Origin of the sequence: Streptomyces sp. NPDC002054 (assembly GCF_040296685.1) — a bacterium.
GTDB lineage: Bacteria > Actinomycetota > Actinomycetes > Streptomycetales > Streptomycetaceae > Streptomyces.
This window is the reverse complement of the sequence record NZ_JBEOXT010000064.1, coordinates 1-22,770: the sequence shown is the minus strand read 5'-3', so window position 1 is coordinate 22,770 and position 22,770 is coordinate 1. Positions and strand designations below refer to the sequence as shown.

Annotated in this window: 21 protein-coding genes; 10 read left to right on the top strand and 11 right to left on the bottom strand. The window is 69.5% G+C overall.

Going from position 1 to position 22,770, the window contains the following annotated elements; translation table 11 throughout:
• Positions 1-1,126 (bottom strand): MFS transporter (locus tag ABT123_RS35860; RefSeq protein ID WP_351322492.1); only part of this gene is annotated, 1,126 nt, incomplete at its 3' end.
• A 409-nt stretch (positions 1,127-1,535) separates the two neighbouring features.
• On the opposite strand from ABT123_RS35860, the gene ABT123_RS35855 reads away from it, so the two are divergent.
• Positions 1,536-2,450 carry a sigma-70 family RNA polymerase sigma factor gene (locus ABT123_RS35855; protein ID WP_351322490.1) on the top strand — a complete coding sequence of 305 codons (915 nt, stop codon included), beginning with the start codon at positions 1,536-1,538 and terminating at the stop codon, positions 2,448-2,450.
• A 231-nt stretch (positions 2,451-2,681) separates the two neighbouring features.
• Here ABT123_RS35855 and ABT123_RS35850 read toward each other — a convergent pair whose 3' ends face one another.
• Positions 2,682-4,268 carry an acyl-CoA carboxylase subunit beta gene (locus tag ABT123_RS35850; RefSeq protein WP_351322494.1) on the bottom strand — a complete coding sequence of 529 codons (1,587 nt, stop codon included), beginning with the start codon at positions 4,266-4,268 and terminating at the stop codon, positions 2,682-2,684.
• Positions 4,269-4,299: 31 nt separating this feature from the next.
• Positions 4,300-4,500 carry an acyl-CoA carboxylase subunit epsilon gene (locus ABT123_RS35845; protein WP_351322488.1) on the bottom strand — a complete coding sequence of 67 codons (201 nt, stop codon included), beginning with the start codon at positions 4,498-4,500 and terminating at the stop codon, positions 4,300-4,302.
• A 362-nt stretch (positions 4,501-4,862) separates the two neighbouring features.
• Here ABT123_RS35845 and ABT123_RS35840 point away from each other — a divergent pair, with 362 nt between their 5' ends.
• Entirely contained in the window at positions 4,863-5,924 is a 1,062-nt protein-coding gene (locus ABT123_RS35840) for a ScyD/ScyE family protein (RefSeq protein WP_351322486.1), read from the top strand.
• Between the two features lie 132 nt (positions 5,925-6,056).
• Here the strand turns inward: ABT123_RS35840 and ABT123_RS35835 are convergent, their stop codons facing one another.
• Positions 6,057-6,767: a gamma-glutamyl-gamma-aminobutyrate hydrolase family protein gene (locus ABT123_RS35835; RefSeq protein ID WP_351322484.1), complete on the bottom strand. Its 711-nt coding sequence runs from the start codon at positions 6,765-6,767 to the stop codon at positions 6,057-6,059.
• 238 nt (positions 6,768-7,005) lie between these two features.
• Here ABT123_RS35835 and ABT123_RS35830 point away from each other — a divergent pair, with 238 nt between their 5' ends.
• The 8 genes from ABT123_RS35830 to ABT123_RS35795 all read left to right on the top strand — a co-directional run bounded on the left by ABT123_RS35830 (position 7,006) and on the right by ABT123_RS35795 (position 15,610).
• Positions 7,006-7,335, top strand: a complete 330-nt coding sequence (locus ABT123_RS35830; RefSeq protein ID WP_351322482.1) for an ATP-binding protein — start codon at positions 7,006-7,008, stop codon at positions 7,333-7,335.
• Positions 7,332-9,260, top strand: a complete 1,929-nt coding sequence (locus ABT123_RS35825) for a hypothetical protein (RefSeq protein WP_351322480.1) — start codon at positions 7,332-7,334, stop codon at positions 9,258-9,260. Before ABT123_RS35830 ends, ABT123_RS35825 begins: the two co-directional genes overlap by 4 nt.
• A 63-nt stretch (positions 9,261-9,323) precedes the next feature.
• Positions 9,324-10,712, top strand: coding sequence for an amidase (locus tag ABT123_RS35820; RefSeq protein ID WP_351322478.1), 1,389 nt, complete (start codon positions 9,324-9,326; stop codon positions 10,710-10,712).
• A gap of 2 nt (positions 10,713-10,714) precedes the next feature.
• Positions 10,715-12,235: a glutamine synthetase family protein gene (locus ABT123_RS35815; RefSeq protein WP_351322476.1), complete on the top strand. Its 1,521-nt coding sequence runs from the start codon at positions 10,715-10,717 to the stop codon at positions 12,233-12,235.
• Between the two features lie 45 nt (positions 12,236-12,280).
• Positions 12,281-13,561, top strand: a complete 1,281-nt coding sequence (purB, locus tag ABT123_RS35810; protein WP_351322474.1) for an adenylosuccinate lyase — start codon at positions 12,281-12,283, stop codon at positions 13,559-13,561.
• Entirely contained in the window at positions 13,545-13,952 is a 408-nt protein-coding gene (locus ABT123_RS35805; RefSeq protein WP_351322472.1) for a GNAT family N-acetyltransferase, read from the top strand. Before purB ends, ABT123_RS35805 begins: the two co-directional genes overlap by 17 nt.
• Before the next feature lie 265 nt (positions 13,953-14,217).
• Complete coding sequence (locus tag ABT123_RS35800) at positions 14,218-14,859, top strand: response regulator transcription factor (protein ID WP_502971161.1); 642 nt, start codon at positions 14,218-14,220, stop codon at positions 14,857-14,859.
• A gap of 112 nt (positions 14,860-14,971) precedes the next feature.
• Positions 14,972-15,610 carry a carboxymuconolactone decarboxylase family protein gene (locus ABT123_RS35795; protein WP_351322468.1) on the top strand — a complete coding sequence of 213 codons (639 nt, stop codon included), beginning with the start codon at positions 14,972-14,974 and terminating at the stop codon, positions 15,608-15,610.
• A gap of 9 nt (positions 15,611-15,619) precedes the next feature.
• Here ABT123_RS35795 and ABT123_RS35790 read toward each other — a convergent pair whose 3' ends face one another.
• The 7 genes from ABT123_RS35790 to ABT123_RS35760 form a co-directional block, all read right to left on the bottom strand.
• The gene (locus tag ABT123_RS35790; protein WP_351322466.1) at positions 15,620-16,441 is read right to left on the bottom strand and encodes an AfsR/SARP family transcriptional regulator; all 822 of its coding nucleotides are present in this window, start codon (positions 16,439-16,441) and stop codon (positions 15,620-15,622) included.
• Between the two features lie 46 nt (positions 16,442-16,487).
• Complete coding sequence (locus ABT123_RS35785) at positions 16,488-17,315, bottom strand: AfsR/SARP family transcriptional regulator (protein ID WP_351322464.1); 828 nt, start codon at positions 17,313-17,315, stop codon at positions 16,488-16,490.
• A 210-nt stretch (positions 17,316-17,525) separates the two neighbouring features.
• Positions 17,526-18,158, bottom strand: a complete 633-nt coding sequence (locus tag ABT123_RS35780) for a TetR family transcriptional regulator (protein WP_351322462.1) — start codon at positions 18,156-18,158, stop codon at positions 17,526-17,528.
• A 186-nt stretch (positions 18,159-18,344) separates the two neighbouring features.
• On the bottom strand, positions 18,345-18,803 hold the full coding sequence (locus ABT123_RS35775; protein ID WP_351322460.1) for a carboxymuconolactone decarboxylase family protein: 459 nt from the start codon (positions 18,801-18,803) through the stop codon (positions 18,345-18,347).
• 209 nt (positions 18,804-19,012) lie between these two features.
• Complete coding sequence (locus ABT123_RS35770; RefSeq protein WP_351322458.1) at positions 19,013-19,486, bottom strand: MarR family transcriptional regulator; 474 nt, start codon at positions 19,484-19,486, stop codon at positions 19,013-19,015.
• On the bottom strand, positions 19,483-20,199 hold the full coding sequence (locus tag ABT123_RS35765; protein WP_351322456.1) for a hypothetical protein: 717 nt from the start codon (positions 20,197-20,199) through the stop codon (positions 19,483-19,485). The genes ABT123_RS35770 and ABT123_RS35765 overlap by 4 nt, the downstream gene beginning before the upstream one ends.
• An 889-nt stretch (positions 20,200-21,088) precedes the next feature.
• Positions 21,089-21,619 carry a GNAT family N-acetyltransferase gene (locus tag ABT123_RS35760; RefSeq protein ID WP_351322454.1) on the bottom strand — a complete coding sequence of 177 codons (531 nt, stop codon included), beginning with the start codon at positions 21,617-21,619 and terminating at the stop codon, positions 21,089-21,091.
• Positions 21,620-22,770: the final 1,151 nt, after the last annotated feature.

Below are 22,770 nucleotides of genomic sequence, written 5' to 3'. Positions count from 1 at the left end.
TGAACCCGGGCAGCAGGTCCACCGCGTAGCTGCCGCCCGCCGGGGCGCGGTAGAGGAGCAGCAGACCGGCGATGGTGGTGGCCAGACCGACGATGAGGACCACCCGGGCCGCGACCTTGGCGATCAGGCCGGAGGCGACACCGGCGCCGACCGCCACGCTGACGGCCAGCGGCACGTACGCGAACCCGGCCTTCAGCGGCGAGTACCCGTACACCTGCTGCATGAAGATGCTGGCGAAGAAGAACAGGGCGGCGAAGGCACCGAAGACCGCGACGGCCGCGATGTTCGCGGTGCTCACCGACTTCAGCTTGAAGACGCGCAGCGGCATGACCGGCGCCTCGACCTTGGTCTCGATCACCAGGAAGGCGGCGAGCAGCGCCACCACGCCGGCCAGGCTGCCCAGCGTGCGCTCGGAGCCCCAGCCCACGTGCGTGGCCTCACCCAGGGTGAAGATCAGCAGCAGCAGCGCACTGGTGAGGGTCGCTGCACCGAAGACGTCGAACCGGGTCCGCGGGCCCTCGGCCTTGCTGTCCGGAACGATCTTCGGGGCCAGCAGCGCCGCGGTCAGGCCGATCGGCACGTTGATCCAGAAGATGTACTCCCAGCCGATGCTGTCGGCCAGCACGCCACCGAGGATCACACCCACGATCGAGGCGATACCGGAGAGCGAACCCCACAGGCCCAGCGCCTTGTTGCGCTCGGGACCCTCGGGGAAGGTGTTGGTGAGGATCGAGAGCGCCGCGGGGGCGATCATCGCCGAACCGAAGCCCTGCACCGCACGGGCGGCGATCAGCCAGCTTCCGCTGTCCGCCATACCCGCCATCAGCGAGGCCAGGGCGAAAATCGTCAGACCCGTCTGCAGAAGCCTGCGGCGTCCGTAACGGTCGGCAAGCCGACCGCCGAGCAGCAGGAAGCCACCGAGCACGGTCGCGTAAGCCGTGACGACATATTCCAGACTGACATCGGACATGCCCAGACCGTCCTGAATGGACGGCAGCGCCAGGTTCACGATCGACACGTCGAGGAAGACCATGAACTGGGCCAGGCAGACAAAGGCCAGGATGGCGCCGGCCTTGTAGCCGGCCCCTGCTCCTGTCCCGCTCTTGACCAAGTCGGGGGCAGCCATTGCGTAACTCCTCAGCTAAGCAGAAATCGAGTGTGTGAGAGCGGTCGCCGGCGATGCCGGGCTGCTGCCAGGCAGCCTGCCCGGGCTCTCTCGACTCCTCCTTGAGTCCCACCGGACCGCCCGCTGATCAATCGATGCCGCGCACGATGTGTGCCTCGGCTCCTTCGTCGTCCTCGGCCCCGGCAAGACGGATCGGCGGTGCGTCATGGCTGTCGTACATCAGCTCCTCCTCTGCGTGTCCGATCGCATCACGGTGTCAAGACACGCTTGAAAGCCAGTCGGAATGCACTCAAGACCCGCTCGGGAACGGACTCTGTAAATGCGGCGGAGGCTGACAGAATCACCCCGGGTCAAAGAGCACATGACAGTCCGTCACCACGAGGGCGGACAAGAAGCGAGGACGGAATCCATGCACGAGGATGAGTGGCTGGCCAAACGCTTCGAGGAGGAACGGGGCCGTCTGCGGGCCGTCGCCTACCGGATGCTCGGCTCGCTCTGCGAGGCCGAGGACGCCGTTCAGGAGGCATGGCTCCGGCTCAGCCGCTCCGATGCCGAGGAGATCGACAACCTGGCCGGCTGGCTGACCACGGTGGTCGGCCGGGTGTGCCTGGACATGCTGCGCTCGCGCACCTCGCGGCGTGAGGAACCCCTGGACGTACGCCCGGCCGAGCCGGCCGCGGCGGACACGGCCGTCACCGCCGCGGGCCGGCCCCGGCAGCCCGATCCCCAGGAAGAGGCCCTGCTCGCCGACTCGGTGGGCGTGGCCATGCTGGTGGTGCTGGACAAACTGGCGCCCGCCGAGCGGCTCGCGTTCGTCCTGCACGACCTGTTCGCCGTGCCCTTCGAGGACATCGCGCCCATTGTGGAACGCACCCCGGCCGCGGCCCGGCAACTCGCCAGCCGGGCCCGCCGCCGGGTCCGGGGCGAGGCGGACACCGTGCCCCCGGCCGCCGACCTCACCCGCACCCGCCGGGTCGTCGACGCTTTCCTCGCCGCCGCCCGCGACGGGAACTTCGCGGCGCTGCTCGAGGTCCTCGACCCCGATGTGGTGGCCCGCTCCGACAGCGGCATATCGGGTGCGCTGACCGCGGTGCGGGGTGCCGCCCTGGTGGCCCGGCAGGCCGCCATGTTCGCGCAGTTCGCCCAGAGCGCGCAGGTGGCGCTCGTCAACGGCGTGGTGGGCGTCGTGGCGCGCTCCGGCGGGGAACTCCGCGTCATGCTCTTCACGGTTGCCGAGGACCGGATCACCGAGGTGTCGGTGGTCATGGCGAAGGCCGAGGTGGACCGCCTCGACCTGGCGGTCCCGGAGTTCGGAACCGTCTGAACCTGCCCGGACCCTAACCCCGGGCATGCCGAAGGGCCGTCCGGACACACACCGTGTGTCCGGACGGCCCGTTGCGATTCCCGCTCCAGCCGCACTCTTCCCAGCAGGGCCACCGTGGCCGGGCGCCCTGCTGCAGCACCCCCTTGGCGGCCGGCGGGGCGCACCGACGGCGCGCGGCCGTGGTTGCGTCCCCCGCCCACGGCCGCCCGCCGTCCGGCCTGCGCCGATTCCCTACTGCGGCTGGTTGCCGTGCTTGCGGCACGGCAGGTCGGCGTGCTTGTTGCGCAGCATCGCCAGCGACCGGATGAGCACCTCGCGGGTTTCGGCGGGGTCGATGACGTCGTCGACGAGGCCGCGTTCGGCCGCGTAGTACGGGTGCATCAGCTCGGCCTTGTACTCCTTGACCATCCGGGCGCGCATGGCCTCGGGGTCTTCGGCGTCGGCGATCTGGCGGCGGAAGATGACGTTGGCCGCGCCCTCCGCACCCATCACCGCGATCTCGTTGGTGGGCCAGGCATAGGTCAGGTCGGCGCCGATGGACTGGGAGTCCATGACGATGTACGCACCGCCGTAGGCCTTGCGCAGGATCAGGCTGATCCGCGGCACGGTGGCGTTGCAGTACGCGTACAGCAGTTTCGCACCGTGCCGGATGATCCCGCCGTGCTCCTGGTCGACGCCCGGCAGGAAGCCGGGCACGTCCAGCAGGGTCACGATCGGGATGTTGAACGCGTCGCACAGCTGCACAAAGCGGGCGGCCTTTTCCGAGGCGTGGATGTCCAGCACCCCGGCCAGGTGCCCGGGCTGGTTGGCGACGATGCCCACGACCTGCCCGTCCAGCCGCGCCAGGGCACAGATGATGTTGCGGGCCCAGCGCTCGTGGACCTCCAGCACCTCGCCGTCGTCGACGAGTTCCTCGATGACCTTGACCATGTCGTACGGGCGGTTGCCGTCGGCGGGCACCAGGTCGAGCAGCACGTCCGAGCGCCGGTCGGCGGGGTCGTCGGTGGCGTGCACCGGCGGGTTCTCCCGGTTGTTGGCCGGCAGCATCGATATCAGGTAGCGGACCTCCGCGATGCAGGTCTCCTCGTCGTCATAGGCGAAGTGCGCCACACCGGAGGTCTCGGCGTGCACATCGGCACCGCCCAGCCCGTTCTGGCTGATCTCCTCGCCCGTCACCGCCCGCACCACGTCCGGGCCGGTGATGAACATCTGCGAGGTGTCGCGGACCATGAACACGAAGTCGGTGAGGGCGGGGCTGTACGCCGCGCCGCCGGCGCACGGGCCCAGCATCACCGAGATCTGCGGGATCACACCGGAAGCCTTGGTGTTGCGCTGGAAGATGCCGCCGTACCCGGCGAGTGCGGAGACACCCTCCTGGATACGGGCACCCGCCCCGTCGTTGAGCGACACCAGCGGGGCACCGGCCGCGATGGCCATGTCCATGATCTTGTGGATCTTCGTCGCGTGCGCCTCGCCGAGCGCGCCGCCGAAGATGCGGAAGTCGTGGGCGTAGACGAAGACCGTCCGCCCCTCCACCGTGCCCCAGCCGGTGATCACACCGTCCGTGTAAGGCTTCTTCTCCTCCAGACCGAAGCCGGTCGCCCGGTGCCGGCGCAACAGCTCCACCTCACTGAACGAACCGGGGTCCAGCAGCAGATCGATCCGTTCCCGGGCGGTCAGCTTCCCCTTCGCGTACTGCGCCTGGGTCGCCCGCTCGCTGGGGCCGCTCCACGCCTGCGCACGGACGGCATGCAGCTCCGCCACCCGCCCTCGGGCATCGGCCGTTTCCACAACGGCCGGAGCTTCGTTGCTCACCATCGTCACGACAGGTCCCTTCCTCGATGTGTGTTCACTGCCAGCTGCGCGGGGAGCGGTACCCCGACTCGGGCGGCGTCCAGCGGGCGGCTCCGGCCGACCGTCCGTCCTCCGCTTCCCCGCCGCTCCGCTCTGCGAGGAGCGAGAGCAGCACCACGGTCACCGCGGCCAGCTCTTCGGCCCCGGCGAGTCCGCGTTCGACCCGCACCAGCGTTCCCCCGTTCCCACCGTCCACAGTTCTCCTCCTTCGTCGTCCGGCCTACCGTCATCCCAAGCGCTCAAGGCGGACTCGGAAACCCCTCGACAGACCGCCGAAAGACGAATTCATGGAAGCCGGACAATAAGCCCGGCAATTTTCCGGCAACCCACCGGAACCAGAGATTTCGCACACCGCGCGTGCACACACTCCGGAGGCCTGCTGGAGTACGGCCAACGCGCGCTCTTTACGGGGTTATTCACCGCACACCGACTGCCTATCGTGGCAGGGATTTCGTATCGCTCCTTCGACGGGGGCGTCCACGACTAGGGAGAGATATGTCGACATCCGTACGGTCAGCACGGCCGGCCCGGTCTTGGAGGGCTGCCCTTCTGACCGCGGTGACCACCGTGGCCGCGGCCGGCATCACGGCCCCGCTGCTCGCGGTTCCGGCGCAGGCCCAGGCACGCACCCAGACCACCCCCACCCTCGAGGTCCTCGCCACCGGCCTGAAGAACGTCCGTGACGTCACCGCCCTGCGCGACGGCCGGATCCTGGTCGCCGAGGCCGGCGAGGGCAAGGCCGACTGCGCCACCGCCGAGACCTGGTGCGTCGGCAAGACCGGCTCCATCTACCAGGTCAACGGCAGCCGCAAGGGCCGCGTCCTCACCGGCCTGCCCTCCACCGCGCAGGGCTCGGCCGCCACCGGCGGCGCCCAGCACGTCAACGGCCCCGGCAGCGTGGTGCCCGACCCGTGGGGCGGCTACCTGGTGCTCACCGGCCAGGGCGGCGACACCGCCTCCCGCGCCGCCCTCGGCGCCGACGCCGCCAAGATGGGCACCCTGTTCCGGACCCGCGACGGCAAGGTCCTCGCCGACCTGTCCGACCACGAGACCCGCCTCAACCCGGACGGCGGCGAGGTCCACGCCAACCCGTGGGGCTTCGTCCGCGACAACGGCGGCTACCTGATCACCGACCCGGGCGCCAACACGCTGGTCCGCGCCGACTGCGCCAACGGCACCACCACCGCGTTCACGTTCCCCAAGAACGACACCCCCACCGGTCCCGCCGAAGCCGTCCCCACCGGCATCGTCCGCGCCGCCAACGGCACCGTCTACGTCTCCGACATGAGCGGCACCCGCCCGGGCGCCTCCCGGATCTGGAAGATCGCCCCGGGCGGTCAGCCGGAGGTCTTCGTCACCGGGCTGTCGAACCTCGTCGACATCGCCCTGGACAAGAACAACAACCTGTACGCGCTGTCCTTCACCGACGGCTTCCAGGCCGGCCCGCCGCTGCCCGGCCGGCTGTCCAAGGTCGACCTGAACACCAAGGCGATCACCCAGATACCCACCGGGGCGCCGCTGCTCGGCCCGACCGGCCTCGACATCGGCCCCCAGGGTCAGATCTACGTGACCCACAAGTCGGCGGGCACCAACGGCGAACTGGTCCGCGTCCGCCCGTAACCCGAACTCCGGGCCGCCACCCGGTGCATCCCCACACCCCCCACAACCCCCCACAGGCACAACGGACGGCCCGGTCACCGCAGCAGCAGTGACCGGGCCGTCCGCCCTTGCAGGCCGCCGCCGGCGGCCGGCTCAGTGCCTCCGGGAAGCCGTCTCCCGCGCCGCCGCCATGAACGCCTCGAACAGCGGGACGGTGTCCTCGCCCAGCTCCCCGTGCGCCTGCACACCGACCAGGAACGGCGCATCCGGATCCGCGGCCTCGGCCGCCTCGATCACCCCGTCCTGCGACCACGCGGTCGCCACCAGCCCGGCCCCCAGCTTGTCGATGCCCTGGTGGTGATGGCAGTACACGGTGGGCGACGGGCCCAGCGTTCTGCCGATCACCGAGCCCGGCTCGGTCCGGATGGTCCGCGGATCGTACCGGCCGGGCACCGTCGGCGAGTGCTCCGGAAGGTGCTGGTCCAGCGTCCCGCCCCGGCGGACCGAGATGAGCTGAAGCCCCCGGCAGATGCCCAGCACCGGGATCCCGCGCTCCTCCGCGATCGCCAGCGCCGCCATCTCACTGGCGTCCCGCCCCGGGTGCGGTGCCCGGGTGAACTTCCCGGGCTGCTCCCCGTACAGAGCCGGATCGAGGTCTGCGCCGCCCGACATCAGCAGCGCGTCCACCCGTCCCATCACCGCGTCCACCGTGTCCACGATCGGCGGCAGCAGCAGGGGTGCCCCGCCCGCCCGTTCCACCTTCTCGAGGTAGGTCAGCGGCAGTAGACACGCCGCCACCTCTCCCCAGATGTTCCAGTTCACCGTGGTCGAGTCGGCGGTCAGCGCCACCACAGGTCTCGTCATCGAAACGTCTTCCTTCTGCTCGGCGTAGTCGGAATTCCGCGGCTGAACAGCCCCCCTTGACATCGTGCTCGGCCACGACCCGAAGGTCCCCCGTATTCCCGCAAAATCTCCCGGAACCAGCCGCCCTCAAGCCGTATACGAGCCTGATTCGGGAGCAATTCGAGTCCCAATACATCACACACCGCTGCAATATCCGGGAGTTGTGGAGCCCAGTCGGAGTGGATAAGGAGAGCACCTGATGCTCAAGGTAAGCAACACCCCGGCGGAGGCGTCCGGAAGGACCGAGCGGATCGCCACACGATCCCGCTCCGACTGGAAGAAGCCGCCGCGCCGCATCGAAAAGTCCGAGTGCATCACCTGCGACACCTGCCTGCGCAGCTGCCCCGCCGAGTTCGGCGCCATCTTCGACCGTGGCATCGACGTCGTGATCATTCCCGAGCTGTGCTCCGGCTGCCCCGTCTGCGTCCTGGAATGCCCCGTCGACTGCATCTACGTCGACGAGGACTGGACCCCGACCGACGAGGCCATGTGGAACCACATCGAACTGACCGCCGGAGGCACCGCGTGAGCACGCTCCCCGAGCGTCCCGGCACCAGCCGCCGGGCCCTCAACGCCAAGAAGCGGCAGAGCCGCCGCCCCAGCCGCCTGGGCCTGCCCGCCGGCGCCACCGCCAAGCCCGACTTCGTACGCGAGGACGACGCCGGCTTCCCCGGCCTGCTCCAGCAGGTCTGGCAGGACGCCACCGATGCCGCCGACCTGGCCGGCGCCGTCGGCATCCTCGCCTCCCTCGGCGGCCACGTCCCCGCCGACGTACAGCTGCGCGCCCTGCGGATCGCCGACGAGACCGCCCTCAAGGTGCTCACCGGCATCACCTGGCGCGAGGACGACCCGTACGTCCACCTCGGCGAGGACGCCCTCGCCCCCGACGCCCCGGTCTTCCTCGGCGAGATCGGCCTCACCACCAGTGGCCGCATCGTCATCCGCGTCCCCGGCCAGGGCCCGCTCTCCGGCACCGCCAACCTCGTCGGCGGAGTGCTCCGCGCCCCCTGGTCCGCCCAGGCCCTCGCCGACTACCGCAGCGAAGTCGCCCGCGCCGCCGAACGCTTCGAGCAGTCCGTCGCCGACTGCCGCTCCTGGCTCGACACCCTCGGCCCGCAGGGCCGCGACGAGGCCCTCGCGGCCCTGAAGGAGGCCGCCCAGCGCACCGCCCCCTTCATGCTCTACCAGGAGGACAAGCAGTACACGAACTTCCGCGACGGCAACACCGTCACCGGCAAGACCCTGTGGCCCGGCCACCCGGACTGCTTCCTCAGCGCCCTGACCGGCCTGCCGCTGGACCTGTGGCCCGACAACGACGCCGTTATGGTCACCTGCCTCACCCTGCTCATCCGCTCCGCCGGCTACGCCCGTATCGAAGAGGCCAACGGCACCCAGCTGACCCTCGACCACGTGGCCCACCAGCTGGAACAGAACCGCCGCCACTACAACGCCGTACCCGGCGGCGAGATCGTCCCCCGGCCCGCCGAGGCCACCGTCGCCGGACTCGACGCCCTGGCCCGCGCCCTGCACGAGCGCCGCAAGACGGTCACCCAGAACGCCCAGCTCTACCGCGAGATCCACGGCGCCCTCGTGCACAAGATCGAGCGGGTCGCCGAGCCGTACGGGGACGCCGCCCGCCTCCGTGAGGAAGCCGTCGTCACCTGGCTCCGCGAACGCCTGCCCGTCACCGGCGACACCCTCGCCGAACTCGGCGAGTCCCTCGCCGCCGCCCCCGCATGGCTCGCCGAGCCGCACGGCGCGTACGGCAGCGGCCTCGAATCCCTCGTCTACGAGACCGTCGCCGCCACCACCGACGCCTTCGCCTGCGACTTCGCCATGAGCCGGGGGATCCGCTCGCTGCCCCGGCTGATCCAGGCCCTCCGCGAGGAGAACTGGGCCGAGATCACCGAATGGGGCATCACCGAGTTCTTCTGCTGCGTGGTCCCCAGCCCCGAGGCCCGCCGCTACTTCGGCGGCTCCAGCGCCCGGCTCGCCGACACGGCCTGGGCCATGTCCTCCCGTATGCAGTACAACTCCTGGCACTTCATCGCCGGCAACCTCCCCCGCACCAAGGAGGTCGAGGCCCGCGACCACTTCGTGCCGCCCACCATCCCCGACATCGCCTTCTACTCCGACCAGCACCACCACGGCCACGTCAACAACATGGTCCGCTTCACCGTCCGCAGCCCGCACGCCGTGGACGTCCTGGACCGCCGCTTCAACGGATTCATGGACCTGCGCCTGCTGCGCAGCCAGGGCCGGCCCTTCGACACCCAGGACATGCTCGCCGCGCATCGCACCTCCGGGTTCATCGCCCGCGCCTCCAGCCTCGCCGCCGGCCTGGCCGCCGACGGAGCCGAGGCCGAGATCACCTCGTTCGACTCGCAGTGGCACTGGGACACCGTCATGGCCGCCGCACCCGACGCCGCAGCCACCCCCGGCCAGGTGGCCTGAGCCCGGCCCACCCGGCCACCGCCCCCTACCGACACCCCCGACCGGACCGACCTAGGAGACCCCGTGAAGCCCATCGGCGTCGGCGAAACCAAGGAGATCCTCCGCCGGGGAGACGTCTCCGTCCTTGAACACGTCCAGTCGGTACTCAGCACCATCCACAAGCACGACGGCGAACTGAGCGCCTACGTCTCGGTCGCCGGCGAAGAGGCCCTCCAGGCCGCCGAAGCAGCCGACGCCCGCATCCGCGCGCTCGGCCCGGCGGCGGCCTGGCAGGACCACCCCCTGCTGGGCGTCACCGTCTCGGTCAAAGACCTCATCCAGACCACCGACCTGCCCACCACCCGCGGCTCCCTGCTGCCCAACGGCCGCGCCCAGGCCGACACCCCGGCCGTCGCCCGGCTCCGCGCCGCCGGCGCCATCATCGTCGGCAAGACCACCACCTCCGAGTACGGCTGGAGCGCCAGCACCGTCTGCCGCGTCGCCCAGCCCACCCGCAACCCGCGCAACCCCGCCCTGACCGCCGGCGGCTCCAGCGGCGGAGCCGCCGCCGCGGTCGCCGCCGGCATGTGCGCCGGAGCCCTCGGCACCGACGGCGCCGGCTCCATCCGGATCCCCTCCGCGTTCTGCGGCACCGTCGGCTACAAGCCCTCCTTCGGACGCGTCCCGTACGTGCCCTCCGGCGCCGAACGCCTCGCCCACCTCGGACCCATCGCCAACACCGTGCCCGATGTCATCGAACTCGCCGCCGTCCTCGCCGGACCCGACCGGCTCGACCCCGACAGCGGACTCGGCACCCTCGACGCCCCCCGCGACCGCCGCTCCCTGCGCATCGGCTGGGTCGAATACCCCGGCACCACCGGCGAGATCCGCCGCATCACCGAACAGGTCTGGCCGGTCCTCACCGCCGACGGACACCACGTCGAACGCGTCGAAGTCCGCTGCGGCGGCCTCTACCCCGCCCTCGTCGACATCATCGCCGCCACCGAAGCCGCCGGCACCCGCCCGGAGGACGAGGAACTGATCGACCAGGGCCGCCTCGAAATCGTCCGCTACGGCCGCACCCTCAGCGGGCCCGCCGTCATGCGTGCCGAAGGAGTCCGCCACGAACTCCGCTCCACCCTGCGGTCCGTCATGGACCGCTTCGACCTCCTGGTCATGGCCACCGTCCCCGTCGAACCCTTCGCCGCGGACGCCATCGGCCCCGCCTGGGCCGCCGATCCCCGAGATCTACTGTGGCTCGACTGGGCCCCAGCCTCCTACCCGTTCAATATGACCGGCCAGCCTGCGGTGTCCCTGCCCGCGGGACTCACCGCCGCCGGGCTCCCCGTGGGGATCCAGCTGGTGGGCCCCGTCGGCGCCGACGACCTCGTCCTGTCCACGGCCCTGCGGATCGAAGCCGAACTCGGCTCCCTGCCCCCCATACCGGATCGCGTCACCGAAGGAGTGCTGTAGCCATGTATGCACGGTCATGGTCTCGCCCGTACGGGGAAGGCGGCGTCGGCCGCTCGTCGTTCGTCGCCGAATACGGCCTCTGGACCGAGGAGCAGACGGCAGCCGCCGAACAGATCGAAGCCGGCCTCGACGGGGTCGACCTCGTCCGCGTCGCCTTCTGCGACCCGCACGGCCTCGCCCGCTCCAAGACCCTGACCGTCGACACCTTCCGGTCCGTCCTGCGCAACGGCATGGACTTCAGCCCCGGCCCGTTCCTCTTCGACACCGGCCACGCCGTCGCCATCGACTTCCAGTCCGGCGACCCCGGCATCGGCATCAGCGAGATCGCCGGCGCCGGCAACTTCGTCCTCGTCCCCGACCCGCTCACCTTCCAGGTCCTGCCCGGCGACGGCCCGCGCACTGCCTGGATCCTCGGCGACGAACACCTCCGCGACGGCACCCCGCACCCGCTGTCCAGCCGCCACGTCCTCAAGAAGATCGCGGCCCGCTACGCCGAACGCGAGCTCACCCCCGTCGTCGGCCTCGAAGCCGAGTGGTACCTCACCCGCCGCCTCGACGGACCGCCCGGAAACACCGGCAACGGCTTCGGCCTGCAGGGCTCCGCCCCCCGCGTGGAAGCCGTCAACTCCGGCTACCAGTTCAACGGCGACACCGCCTACGCCTCCGTGGCCGCCATCACCGACCCGCTCGCCCTGGACCTCGTCGCCCTCGGCCTGCCGCTGCGCACCATGGAGCACGAATCCGGCCCCGGCCAGGTGGAAACCACCTTCAGCCCCATGCTGGCCCTGGACACCGCCGACGCCATGCTGCTCTTCCGCACCCTGGTCAAGCAGACCTGCGCCCGCCGCGGCCACCACGCCTCCTTCATGTCGCTGCCCCGCGTCGACAGCTTCGACCCCAGCGGCTGGCACCTCAACCAGTCCATCGTCGACAACCGGACCGGCCGCAACCTGTTCGCCGCCGACAGCATCTCCACCGGCATCTCCACCGAGGGCAAGGCCTACGCCGAAGGCCTGATGGACCGGGCCCGCGCCTACTGCCTGCTGTCCGTCCCCACCATCAACGGCTACCGCCGCCTGGGCACCGAACACTCCCTCTCCCCGACCCGGATCGGCTGGAGCTTCGAAGACCGCGGCGCCATGATCCGCGTCGTCGGCGGCGGCAGCTCCACCCACATCGAGAACCGCGTCGGCGAACCCTGCGCCAACCCGTACCTGAACATCGCCGCCCAGCTCCACGCCGGCCTCGAAGGCCTCATCGGCTTCCCCGGCACCACTGCACCCGTCAGCGTCGGCGCCACCCCCGACGCCCCGGTCGAAACCCTGCCGCAGTCGCTGCCCGAGGCCCTGGACGCGTTCCGCGCCGGCCCGGCCGCCGAACTCCTCGGCACCCCGCTCGCCGCCTGCCTGATCAAGCTGAAGGAGAGCGAGGCCGCCCGGTACGAAGCCTGGGCCGCCGAGGCCCGGCCCACCGGCTCGGCCACCACGGAATGGGAACAGCGCGAGTACTTCGAGCACTTCTGACCGTGCCGCGCCGCCCCGTTTCCCGCGACCGAAAGTCGAGCAGAGATGATCTCCCGCTATACGCTGCCTGAAATGTCGGCCCTGTGGCAATCACGCTACGAGATCTGGGTCCGGGTCGAGATCCTCGCCTCCGAAGCCCAGGCGAAGCTCGGCGTCGTCCCACACAGCGCGGTCGAGGACATGCGCCGCGCCCCCGTGCCCGACAGCGCACGCATCGCCGAGATCGAGCTGGACCGCGACCACGAGGTCCTCTCCTTCCTCGCCGCCTACTGCGAGGGCATCCCCGACGAATCCGCCCGCTGGGTCCACCTCGGCATGACCAGCTACGACCTCGTCGACACCGCCCTCGGCCACATCCTCGCCACCGCCACCGACCACCTGCTGACCGCCGCCCGGCGCCTGCGCCGCGTCCTCGCCGACCGAGCCGCCGAACACTGGAACACCCCGATCATCGGCCGCACCCACGGCATGCACGCCGAACCGACCACCTTCGGGCACAAACTCGCCGGCTTCGCCTTCGCCGTCGACCGCTCCATCACCCGCCTCGTCGCCGCCCGCGAAGCAGTCGCCGTCGGCACCATCTCCGGCGCCGTCGGCACGTACGCCCTCATCGACCCCTACGTCGAGCAGTACGTGTGCCAGGAACTCGGCCTCGGCGTCGAACCCTCCCCCAGCCAGGTCGTCGCCCGCGACCGGCACGCCCAGCTCCTCCAGGCCGTCGCCACCCTCGGCGCCTGTGTCGAACACCTCGCCCTGGAACTCCGGCTGCTCCAGCGCACCGAAGTACGCGAGGTCGAGGAACCGCGCACCGCCGGCTACCAGGGCTCCAGCGCCATGCCCCACAAGCGCAACCCCACCGGCAGCGAACGCCTCAACGGCCTCTCCCGGCTGCTCCGCGGCCATGCCAACGCCGCCGTGGAGAACATCGCCCTCTGGCACGAACGCGACCTCGCCCACCAGTCCGTCGAGCGGGTCATCCTCCCCGACAGCCTCTGCGTAGGCCACTACCAGGCCACCAAAGCCGCGGAACTCGTGGAGAACCTCGTGGTCTTCCCCGAGCGCATGGCCGCCCACATCGACGACACCCACGGCCTGGTCTACAGCTCCACCGTCCTCGCCGACCTCCTCACAGGCGGCATGGAACGCGAGAAGGCCTACCGTGCCGTCCAGGCCGCCGCCAACAACACCCTCGCCACCGGTGAGTACTTCGGCAGCACCCTGGCCAAGGAGGGCATCGACCTCGGCGCGCTGAAGCCGGAACGATTCCTCCGCCACCACGACGTCATCCGCACCCGATTGGAGCAGCTGCGTGAACTGGAAGATTGAGCGCGTCGAAGGCGCCGGCCTCGACCTCGACGAGGTCCTCGAGGTGTACCGGACCTCCGGCCTCGGCGAACGCCGGCCCATCGAGGACACCGACCGCTTCCGCGAGATGCTCCGCAACGCCAACCTCGTCCTGGTCGCCCGCGACAGCGCCACCGGCAAGCTCATCGGCATCGCCCGCAGCATCTCCGACTTCAGCTACGTCACCTACCTCTCGGACATCGCGGTCGACGGCACCTACCAGCGCTCGGGCATCGGCCGCGCCCTCATCGACGCCACCCAGAAGGAAACCCCCGGCGTCAAGATCGTGCTCCTGTCCGCGCCCGCCGCCGCCGACTACTACCCGCACATCGGCTTCACCCGGCACGGATCGGCCTGGGTCCTCAACCCGTAGCAGTGGCAATCCGCTCGTGCAGGGCTCGCAAACGAACAGAAAGCCCTTCAGTTCGCCGCTACCGGTCTGTAGTTTTTCCGGCGAGCCCAGCACGAGCCTCCATTGAAGAATCCCAATGGGATGCGTGAGTCGCGGGGGAGACATGACTCGGATTTCCTCAGGGGCAGTTCTGGAGCCCCACATACCGGCACCGCCGCACAGACCCGCGGAGCCCCACCCGGCCGAAGAACCGCACCCCGGCCCCGGCCACCACCGGATCCTCGTCGTGGACGGCACCCCCGACGGCGCCGAAACCCTCATGGAACGCCTCCGCCGGCACGGCCACGACACCGTCTGCGTGCACCGCGGCAGCGCCGCCCTGCACGCCCACCAGGACGCCGACCTGGTCCTCCTCGACCTCGACCTCCCCGACCTCGACGGCCTCGAAGTGTGCCGGGTCATCCGCGCCACCAGCCGGGTCCCCGTCATCATCGTCACCAGCCGCGGCACCGAACTCGACTGCGTCCTCGGCCTCCAGGCCGGCGCCGACGACTACGTCGTCCGGCCCTACGGATTCCGTGAACTGATGGCCCGCATGGAAGCCGTCATGCGCCGCTCCACCCGCGAACCCGCCGACCCCGCCAGGGAAATAGAGCACGGCCCGCTGCGCATCGACCGCAACTCCCGCCAGGTCACCCTCGCCGGACACGAAGTGAAACTCACCCGCAAGGAATTCGACCTGCTCCTGCTGCTCGCCTCCCACCCCGAGACCGTCATCCCGCGCAAACGCCTGCTCCAGCAGGTCTGGGGCGACTCCTGGTCCCGCCGCACCGTCGACACCCATGTCAGCAGTCTGCGCGGAAAACTCGGCGACAGCGGCTGGATCGTCACCGTCCGCGGAGTCGGATTCAAACTCGGGCAGATCTGAGCGCCCCCACCGGTCACACTTCACCCGGCCCCTCCGTCATACCTGTGACAGACGCCCACCCCGCCCACCCCGCGCGGTACAGGCGTCCGGCAGGATCTGAAGGAGGACGGCCGTGAAGACACGAATCCCCGGTCCGGCGGTGATGGCTCCCGGCTCCATGAAGGCCCTCGCAGCGCTCTCCGCCTCCGCCGCTCTGGTCGGCGTGGCACCCGCCACCCAGTTCCTCGTCCACCTGCGCGCCAGCCAGATCATCGGCTGCGGCACCTGCACCCGCATGCACGGGCGTGCCCTCAAGCGCAAGGGAGAGAGCAACGCCCGCCTCGCCGCCGTCGCGGACTGGCGGCAGGCACCCGCGGACCGGTTCACCGACGCCGAACGCGCCGCCCTGGCCCTCACCGAGGCCGTCACCCGCGCCGGCGACACCCCCGACCGGGTCCCCGACGAGGTCTGGGCCGAAGCCGCCCGCCACTACGGCGAACGCGCCCTCGCAGCCCTCTTCGCCACCATCACCACCAGCGACGCCTGGCACCGGATCCACCCGTCCACGGCCAACGCCGGAAAGGGCCCCGCCCGGCCCACGGCCCCCCGGCCCCGAACCGCACCGGACCCCGCCGCAACACCCCGCTGGACCCACCCGGGCCGCCTACAGCCCCGTCCCACCCCGCCCGCCGCCGGCACCGCAACCCCGGCCAACTGGACCCGTACGTCCCACTGCTGCACCCGCTGCACGCCCCCGCAGCCCCGCCGCTGAGGACTCCGGCTACGCCGCGTACAGGTCGAAGGTCGACCCCCGCTTCGACCCGGCCATGACGTCCAGGGCCGGGTCGACCGTCAGCATCGCGTGGTGCAGGCGCTGCAACTGCGGCGAGGGCTCGACACCGAGCTCATCGATCAGCCTGGCCCGCAGCCGCCGGTAGATGTCCAGCGCCGTCGCCTGCCGCCCCGAACGGTAGAGCGCCACCATCGCCTGCGCATGCAGACTCTCGTGCTGCGGATGACGCGCGATCAACTCGGTGAGCTCGGGAATCAGCTCGGCATGCCGGGCCAACCGCAGATCGGCATCCACCCGCCGCCCGATGGTCCCCAGCCGGCTCTCCTCGAGTCTGGTCGCCTCGATCTCCAGAATGGGCCCCACCCGTACGTCGACCAGCGCGGGCCCCTGCCACAGCCCGAGGGCACTCCGCAGCAACGCAGCCGCCTGCTCGTCGTCCCCGCCCTCGAAGGCGGCCTGGCCGCGGGCGACCAGATCCTCGTACGCGTGCACGTCCACGCACTGCGGCGGGATCTGCAGCAGGTACCCGCCGTGCCGGGTGGCCAGCAGCTCCTTGGCCGCACCGGGTGCGCCCGGGCCCATCGCGGTGCCCAGCCGGCGGCGCAGCTGCAGGATGTACGTCTGCAGGGTGGTCAGGGCGCTCTGCGGCAGCTCGGTGCCCCAGATCTCCTCCATCAGCATGGGCACGGGCAGCACCCGCCCCGGATACAGCGCCAACAGCGTCAGAATCTGCCGCGGCTTGCCGGCCGTCGGAACGATCGAGCCGCCATTGACCTCGGCGCTCAACGGACCCAGAACCTGAATCTTCATGGTCTCCTCCGAACGGTCACGGCGGGTCGCCGCGCGGGCCGTTCCGTCAGCCCACGCGTGCGAGTCGGTCGGCTCCTGTGTCGGCCGGCTCGACGGGGTGCTCGGGGCCTGCCATGAGGATGGAGCGCTGCAGGCCGCGCAGCGCGGCGGAGGGTTCGAGCCCGAGTTCGCGGACGAGGGTGCCGCGCAGGCGTTGGTAGACGTCGAGTGCTTCGCCGCGGCGGCCGGAGCGGTGGAGGGCGAGCATGAACTGGCCGTGCAGGTTCTCGTGGGTGCGGTAGCGGCTGGCCAGCACGGTCAGCTCGGCAAGAAGCTCGCGATGACGCCCCAGCCGCATATCGGCTTCGATGCGCTGGTCGAGCGCACACAGCCGGGTCTCTTCAAGCCGTCGGGCTTCCATCTCCAGCTGGGCACCACCGTGAACATCCGCAAAAGCGGCCCCCGACCACAGAGACAGGGCTTCACGCAGCAACCGCGCCGCACCGGGGAAGTCCCCGGCATCCATGGCCCGGTACCCCATCCCCGCCAGCCGGTCGAACTCCCGCACATCACTCGTGCCGCCGTTCCCCGCCAGCAGATACCCACCAGGCAGAGTGACCAGCACATCCTTCGCGGTCCGCGTCTCACCCTCACCACCGGCTTCAAGAGCAGTGGTGATCATCGCCCGCAATTGCAGCACGTACGTCTGCAATGTCGTCCGCGCACTACGGGGAGGCTCGCCCGCCCACAGCTCTTCTATCAGCGCGGCCACCGGCACGACCTGGTCGGCATGCAGGGCCAGCAGCGCGAGCACCTGCCGCGGCTTCGGAGCAGTCGGCGTGATCGAAACACCGTTCTCACGCACCGCCAGTGCACCCAGTACTTCGATGTTCACGCCGTACTCCCCTGTCGGTGGATGAGCCTCCGTCAGTAAAAAACAGGACCGGCGGTTTGTCAATACCAAACCGGTTGCGCTGTTTTAGCCCACAACTCACCTTTCAGCCCCCACAAAACCCGCAGCGACCTGCCCATTTGACGAACCCAAAGGCCACGGACCAACAAGCTCAGCCCCGCACAAAAACCCGAATCTCCCCGCAACCACCCGTCAAAAACCAGACCTACGAACCGGCTGCGAGCCTCCGGCATCCAGCCGGCCCAGCGCCTCAGGAGCCGCGAACCGCGGCAGCAGCAACTCCCAGAACGTCGTCACGGCTTCCCGCGACACCCACTCCGGCTCGGCCGCCCCGAGCACCTCGAACCCCACGGTCGCCGCGACCACGGCATGTGCCGCAGCACAGGCCGACACCCCGCAGGCCAACTGCCGCTCCTGCTCCGCGAGCCGGAAGACCTCCTCGGTCCACAACCGCCACAGCTTCCGCGGATCCGCGACGCTCACCCGGGCCGTATCGGCACACAGCCCGAACCCCGCCCGCACCACCGGATCCCCGGCCAGCAGGGCCACCAGGTCGTGTGTCGAATCCACCATCAGCTGCAGCGCCTCGGCACACCGGTCCAGCCGGCCGAAGGTGATCATCCGGACCGCCTCCGCGGCACGGCACTCCACCACCTCGGCCAGCAACGGCTTGCTCCCGAAGTGGAAGTGCAGTCCACCCGCGCTGACTCCGGCCCGCTTGGCGATGGACGCAACGGAGGCGGTGACAAAGCCCTCCTGGGCGAACGCCTCGGCAGCCGCGCGGACGAGCGTCTCACGCGTGCGGGCAGCACGCTCCTGTTTCACCACGGCGACTCCACAAACCGCCACAACGGTTTGCCCGCGAGGCGGGCCTGACCACCCCTCACAAAAACAAACCAGAAGGTCCGTAATGTATCAACCAGAAGAGACCCTGTCGATCTAGAGGCCGGAACACCACAGGCTCGACCGCCGGGCCGCGGCACACGACCGCAGCCCGGCCGCCAGCACCGGTCAGCTCCACTCCCCGCCGGCCACCTGCCGAGCCGCGATGTTCACGCGGTTCCACAGGTTGACGGTGGCGATCGACAGGATCAGCGCCCCCAGCTGCTGCTCGTCGTAGTGCTTGGCCGCCTCGTCGTACACCTCGTCCGGCACCTGGTCCCCGCGGTCACTCACCCGCGTCACCGACTCCGCCAACGCCAGCGCGGCCCGCTCGGCATCCGTGAAATACGGCGCCTCCCGCCACCCCGCCACGGTGTCGATCCGCTCGTCGCTCTCCCCGCCCTTGCGCAGATCGCCGGCGTGCATCAGCACACAGACACTGCACCCGTTGATCTGGCTCGCCCGCAGATGCACCAGGTCCAACGTGCTCTTCGGCACGCCCACCGCACGCGTGGCCTTGTCCAGTGCCATCAACGCGGGAAGCGCGTCGGGAACGACCACCGCCGGATTGCCCATCCGTGCCTGCATCACTCTTCTCCTCGTCACATCAGCCGGTTCGACGCCGGTATGACGAAACCCAAAAGGAAAATGTGACCGGCATGCCCAGCCGCCCTGGAAGCCCCCACAACGCGCCCTGGGAGCCCCACAAACGCCAAGGACCCCGGGTGATACACCCGAGGCCCTCCACGGCCCCCGAGCACCGCCCGGAAGCCCTCACAGACACGTACCAGGCTCACTCAGCCCACCGCGTGCAACGCCCTCCGCCGCTTCGACTCGGCAGCCTTCTTCGCAGCCGCCTGCGCCGCCCGCTTCTTCCGCTGCTCCGCCAACTGATCCTGGTACGCCGCCACCGCCCGGTGGTAGCTCGCCACGTACCCGCGCGCATCCAACCGCTCTTCGGCCGGCATCTCGTTGACGGCAGCCACAGCATCCTCGAAGGAGTTGTACCCGGCCAGCATCGGATTGATCTGGTACACCCCGTTGCGGACCTTCCGCACCAGCTTCGCCAGCTCAAGACTCCGCAGCGCGGCATTCACACTCGGCCGGCTCAGATCCAGCAGCCCGCCCACCGTGGCCTGGTCGATCAGGATCCGCCCGCCCGGCTCACTCAGCGAACGCAGCTTCAGCAGCACCCGGTAGGCCGCCGGCGGGAGGTCGAGGTCGGAGAGAAGCCCGTCGGCGTTGACCGCAGCGAATCGCAAGGTGCTCACTGAGCTGTCCCTTCTTCCGTGCGCTTCGCCCGGCTCAGCCGACGCGCAGCGCGCTCTTTTGCCCGTTCGGCCCGCAGTTCCGCGATGGCCTGACGCATGTGGTCCAACGAGGGGAAGCGCACCAGATCCGGCAGACTCGCATCACCGCGGATCTCCGAGATCGTGCTGTGCTGCTCCACCTTCACGAACTCACCCGTCATCTCCGTACCCGGGATGAACTCGGCTACCCGGTAACTGTAGGGCGGGTTGAACTGATACACACCCCGCCGCACCTTGAAGACGATCCCATGAGACATCACCGTGTGGAGCGCTTCAGAGGTCTTCGTCCGACTGACATCGAGGATGGTAGCCATCTCCTCCTGCGTCAGCGGAATCCGCCCCCCTGCCCGCTGGCAGGCGATCAACAGCAGGATCAGCCGCAGCGGCAGGGCCTCCCGGAAGTACTGGGCGATCACCAGGAAGAACTCGAGACTGTCCATCGAGAACGCGTTCGGCTGACTCTGCGTCCCGTAGAACTCCAGCGGCTTGCGCTCACCGTCGAGCGTGAGCTTCCGGCTCGGATACCGCCTCGCGAGGCTGTCCAGATCCTTGACCGGAGCCAGCGGCTGACTCCACGCCGAGATCGCGTCATCAACGGGGAGATCAGGACGCGGCGCAGGCGCCGGACCCGGCCGGCGGCGCTGTGGCTCTGATGACACGAGGATGCTCTCCACTTCGTTGATCTGCGTGGAGAGTATGTCAACAAGGGTGACACAAGTGTCACGCTCGTTGACGTTCGGCGTGTCTTGTGTCCCCCCAGGAGGGACACATCTCGGCCACTGCGCCCCCTCCCACCCGACACCCAACCCCACCCTCTCCCCCCTCAGTTCACGGACACACCTCCCCTAAAACGTCAACCCCCCTGACGTTTTAGCCCTAATTCCGTCAGCCCCACTGACATTTTGTCGTCGCTCTGTCCCCCCACCAGCGACACATCCCCCTCGATATGTCCCCCCAGGAGGTACATATCTTTCCCCCCGCACCCCTCCTGACCTGCAACAACGCATCTCCGTACCCTCTATATGCGCGCCAAGTCCTTCGCCCGCCCCTCAACCCCCCAACAAAAACCCCCGCACCACACCCCCAACACCCACCACCCCACAGCCGAAGCACCCACTCCCCGATCCGGACACACTGTCCAGAAGGACACCGAAACTGACCGATTCCAATCTCTATCCCCAACCCACTTTGAAGCACCCCTCAACCCCACCCCCACCCACCCTTAAGCAAAAACCCCCCGAACAGCCCTGCCCTTTACCCTCAGCAACAACTCAGCCGAGCAACCCCTCACCGAACATTTGTAGCCGGAGCAGAACGGAGGCTTTGCCACAACAAGGCCCATATGCCGGAGCAAAGCAAAAGCGCACCAGCCTGAGACCTCAGTTGCCCGGAGCGCAGCGGAAGACATGTTCCCCAACCTTTTTTCTTCCGCCTTGGGCGGCGCCTGTGGGCTGGAGTGGTTTTGCACGCGAGTAGCGACGTCGTTTTGACATGACATTGGGCGTCGCACGCTCGGGCGAATAGATGGTGTTCATGAGAATCGACATCACCCCGGAGGCGGAGCTACGCAGTGGAGCGCCATTCTCCTTCGAGGCTGCTGAAGATCATGGAGTCTCGCCAGCCGTCGCGGAGCAGCGCTGTGTCTCTTAGGCGTCCCTCATGCGTCATGCCGATCTTGGACAGGACTCGGGAGGAGCCGAGATTCCTCGGGTCACAGGTGGCATGGATCCGATGCAGCCCCAGCTCGCCGAACCCGTGCGCGAGGAGCTGCCGGCCTATTTCCGTGCCGATGCCCTGCCCCCATACCCGGGGATGCACGATGTATGAGATCTCGCCCTGGCGCTGCTTATGGCTGCGGACATGCAGCTCACCCATGCCCACCACGTCCGGCCCGACGCGGGCGACGTAGGGGAACCGGCGCTGAGGGGTACCCGACCAGGCCTTGACCGCGGAGTCCACGAAGTCCTGCGTCTGGACCTCTGTGTTCGGCCCCCAGGACTGGTAGCGGCACACCTCCGGGAGGCACGCCCACGAGTGAACGGCCGACCAGTCCTCCAAAACGATCTTGTCCAAGGTTACCGAGTGCTGACTCATGGGACGATCGTGAACGGGGCGCCGCGCGAAGATCAAGATCAGAGAGCCCATCACGCTTCACTGACGGCTGTGCAGGGAGGAAGGCCCGGTGCTGGCAGTTCTCGTGAACACTGCGAGGCACTCCCTGGCCGAGTGCGCCTCCCCAACCGACGTCGAATTGCTGCTCCTTTTCGTGGACAGAACCAGGCCGGAGCGCAGCGGAGGCTTTGCCGTGAAACAGCCCATACCCCGGAGCGCAGCGGAGGGGTTCCGGCCGAAGGGCCGGTACTACCCGGAACTCAGCTGGGAATGCCTCAGCCAGACCTTTCTACCTCTACAGCTGCCCGGCTATAGCCGGAGCGCAGCGGAGGCTTCACCATGAAGAGGCCAATGTGCCGGAGCGAAGCGGAGGCACACCGGCCGGAGGCCGGCACTGCCCGGAGCGAAGCGGAGGGCATATTCCCCAACCTCCTGTTTCCCTCTTGGGGTTGGGTGCCAGTAACCGGAGCGCAGCGGAGACCTTGCCGCGAAGCGGCCCATGCCCCGGAGCGAAGCGGAGGGGCTCCAGCCCGAAGGGCTGGCACTGCCCAGAGCGCAGCTTTCCCTCCAGACCTCCGTTACCCCCACAACTGGGTGCCCCTGTAGCCAGAGCTCAGCGGAAGGCATGTTCCCCAACCTTTTTTCTTCCGCATGGGGGGGTGTCTATGGGCCAGGGCAAAAGAGGCCTGGCCGCGAAGCGGCCCATACCCCGGAGCGAAGCGGAGGGGTTCCGGCCCGAAGGGCCGGCACTGCCGGGAGCTCAGCCTGGAATGCTCCGCCAAATCTCCTTACCTCTACAGCCGCCCCTCTATAGCCGGAGCGCAGCGGAGGCTTCGCCGCGAAGCGGCCAATGCGCCGGAGCGAAGCGGAGGCGCGCCAGCCGAAGGCTGGCACTGCCCGGAGCGCAGCGGAGGGCATGTTCCCCGCTAGACCTTCCTTACCCCCACAACTGCGCCCCCGTAGCCGGAGCGCAGCAGAGGCTTCGCCGCGAAGCGGCCCATGCGCCGGAGCGAAGCGGAGGCGTGGGGGGGGGGGGGGGGGGCCGGGGGGGGCGGGGGGGGGGGGGGGCGGGCCCCCCCCCCCCCCCCCCCGGGGGGGGGGGGGGGCCCCCCCCCGGAAAAACACAGCCCCCC

Coding starts and splice junctions, on each gene's coding strand:
- ABT123_RS35855 (WP_351322490.1), top strand. CDS start 1,536: ATGCACGAGGATGAGTGGCTGGCCAAACGCTTCGAGGAGGAACGGGGC.
- ABT123_RS35850 (WP_351322494.1), bottom strand. CDS start 4,268: ATGGTGAGCAACGAAGCTCCGGCCGTTGTGGAAACGGCCGATGCCCGA.
- ABT123_RS35835 (WP_351322484.1), bottom strand. CDS start 6,767: ATGACGAGACCTGTGGTGGCGCTGACCGCCGACTCGACCACGGTGAAC.
- ABT123_RS35830 (WP_351322482.1), top strand. CDS start 7,006: ATGCTCAAGGTAAGCAACACCCCGGCGGAGGCGTCCGGAAGGACCGAG.
- ABT123_RS35815 (WP_351322476.1), top strand. CDS start 10,715: ATGTATGCACGGTCATGGTCTCGCCCGTACGGGGAAGGCGGCGTCGGC.
- purB (WP_351322474.1), top strand. CDS start 12,281: ATGATCTCCCGCTATACGCTGCCTGAAATGTCGGCCCTGTGGCAATCA.
- ABT123_RS35790 (WP_351322466.1), bottom strand. CDS start 16,441: ATGAAGATTCAGGTTCTGGGTCCGTTGAGCGCCGAGGTCAATGGCGGC.
- ABT123_RS35775 (WP_351322460.1), bottom strand. CDS start 18,803: ATGCAGGCACGGATGGGCAATCCGGCGGTGGTCGTTCCCGACGCGCTT.
- ABT123_RS35760 (WP_351322454.1), bottom strand. CDS start 21,619: ATGAGTCAGCACTCGGTAACCTTGGACAAGATCGTTTTGGAGGACTGG.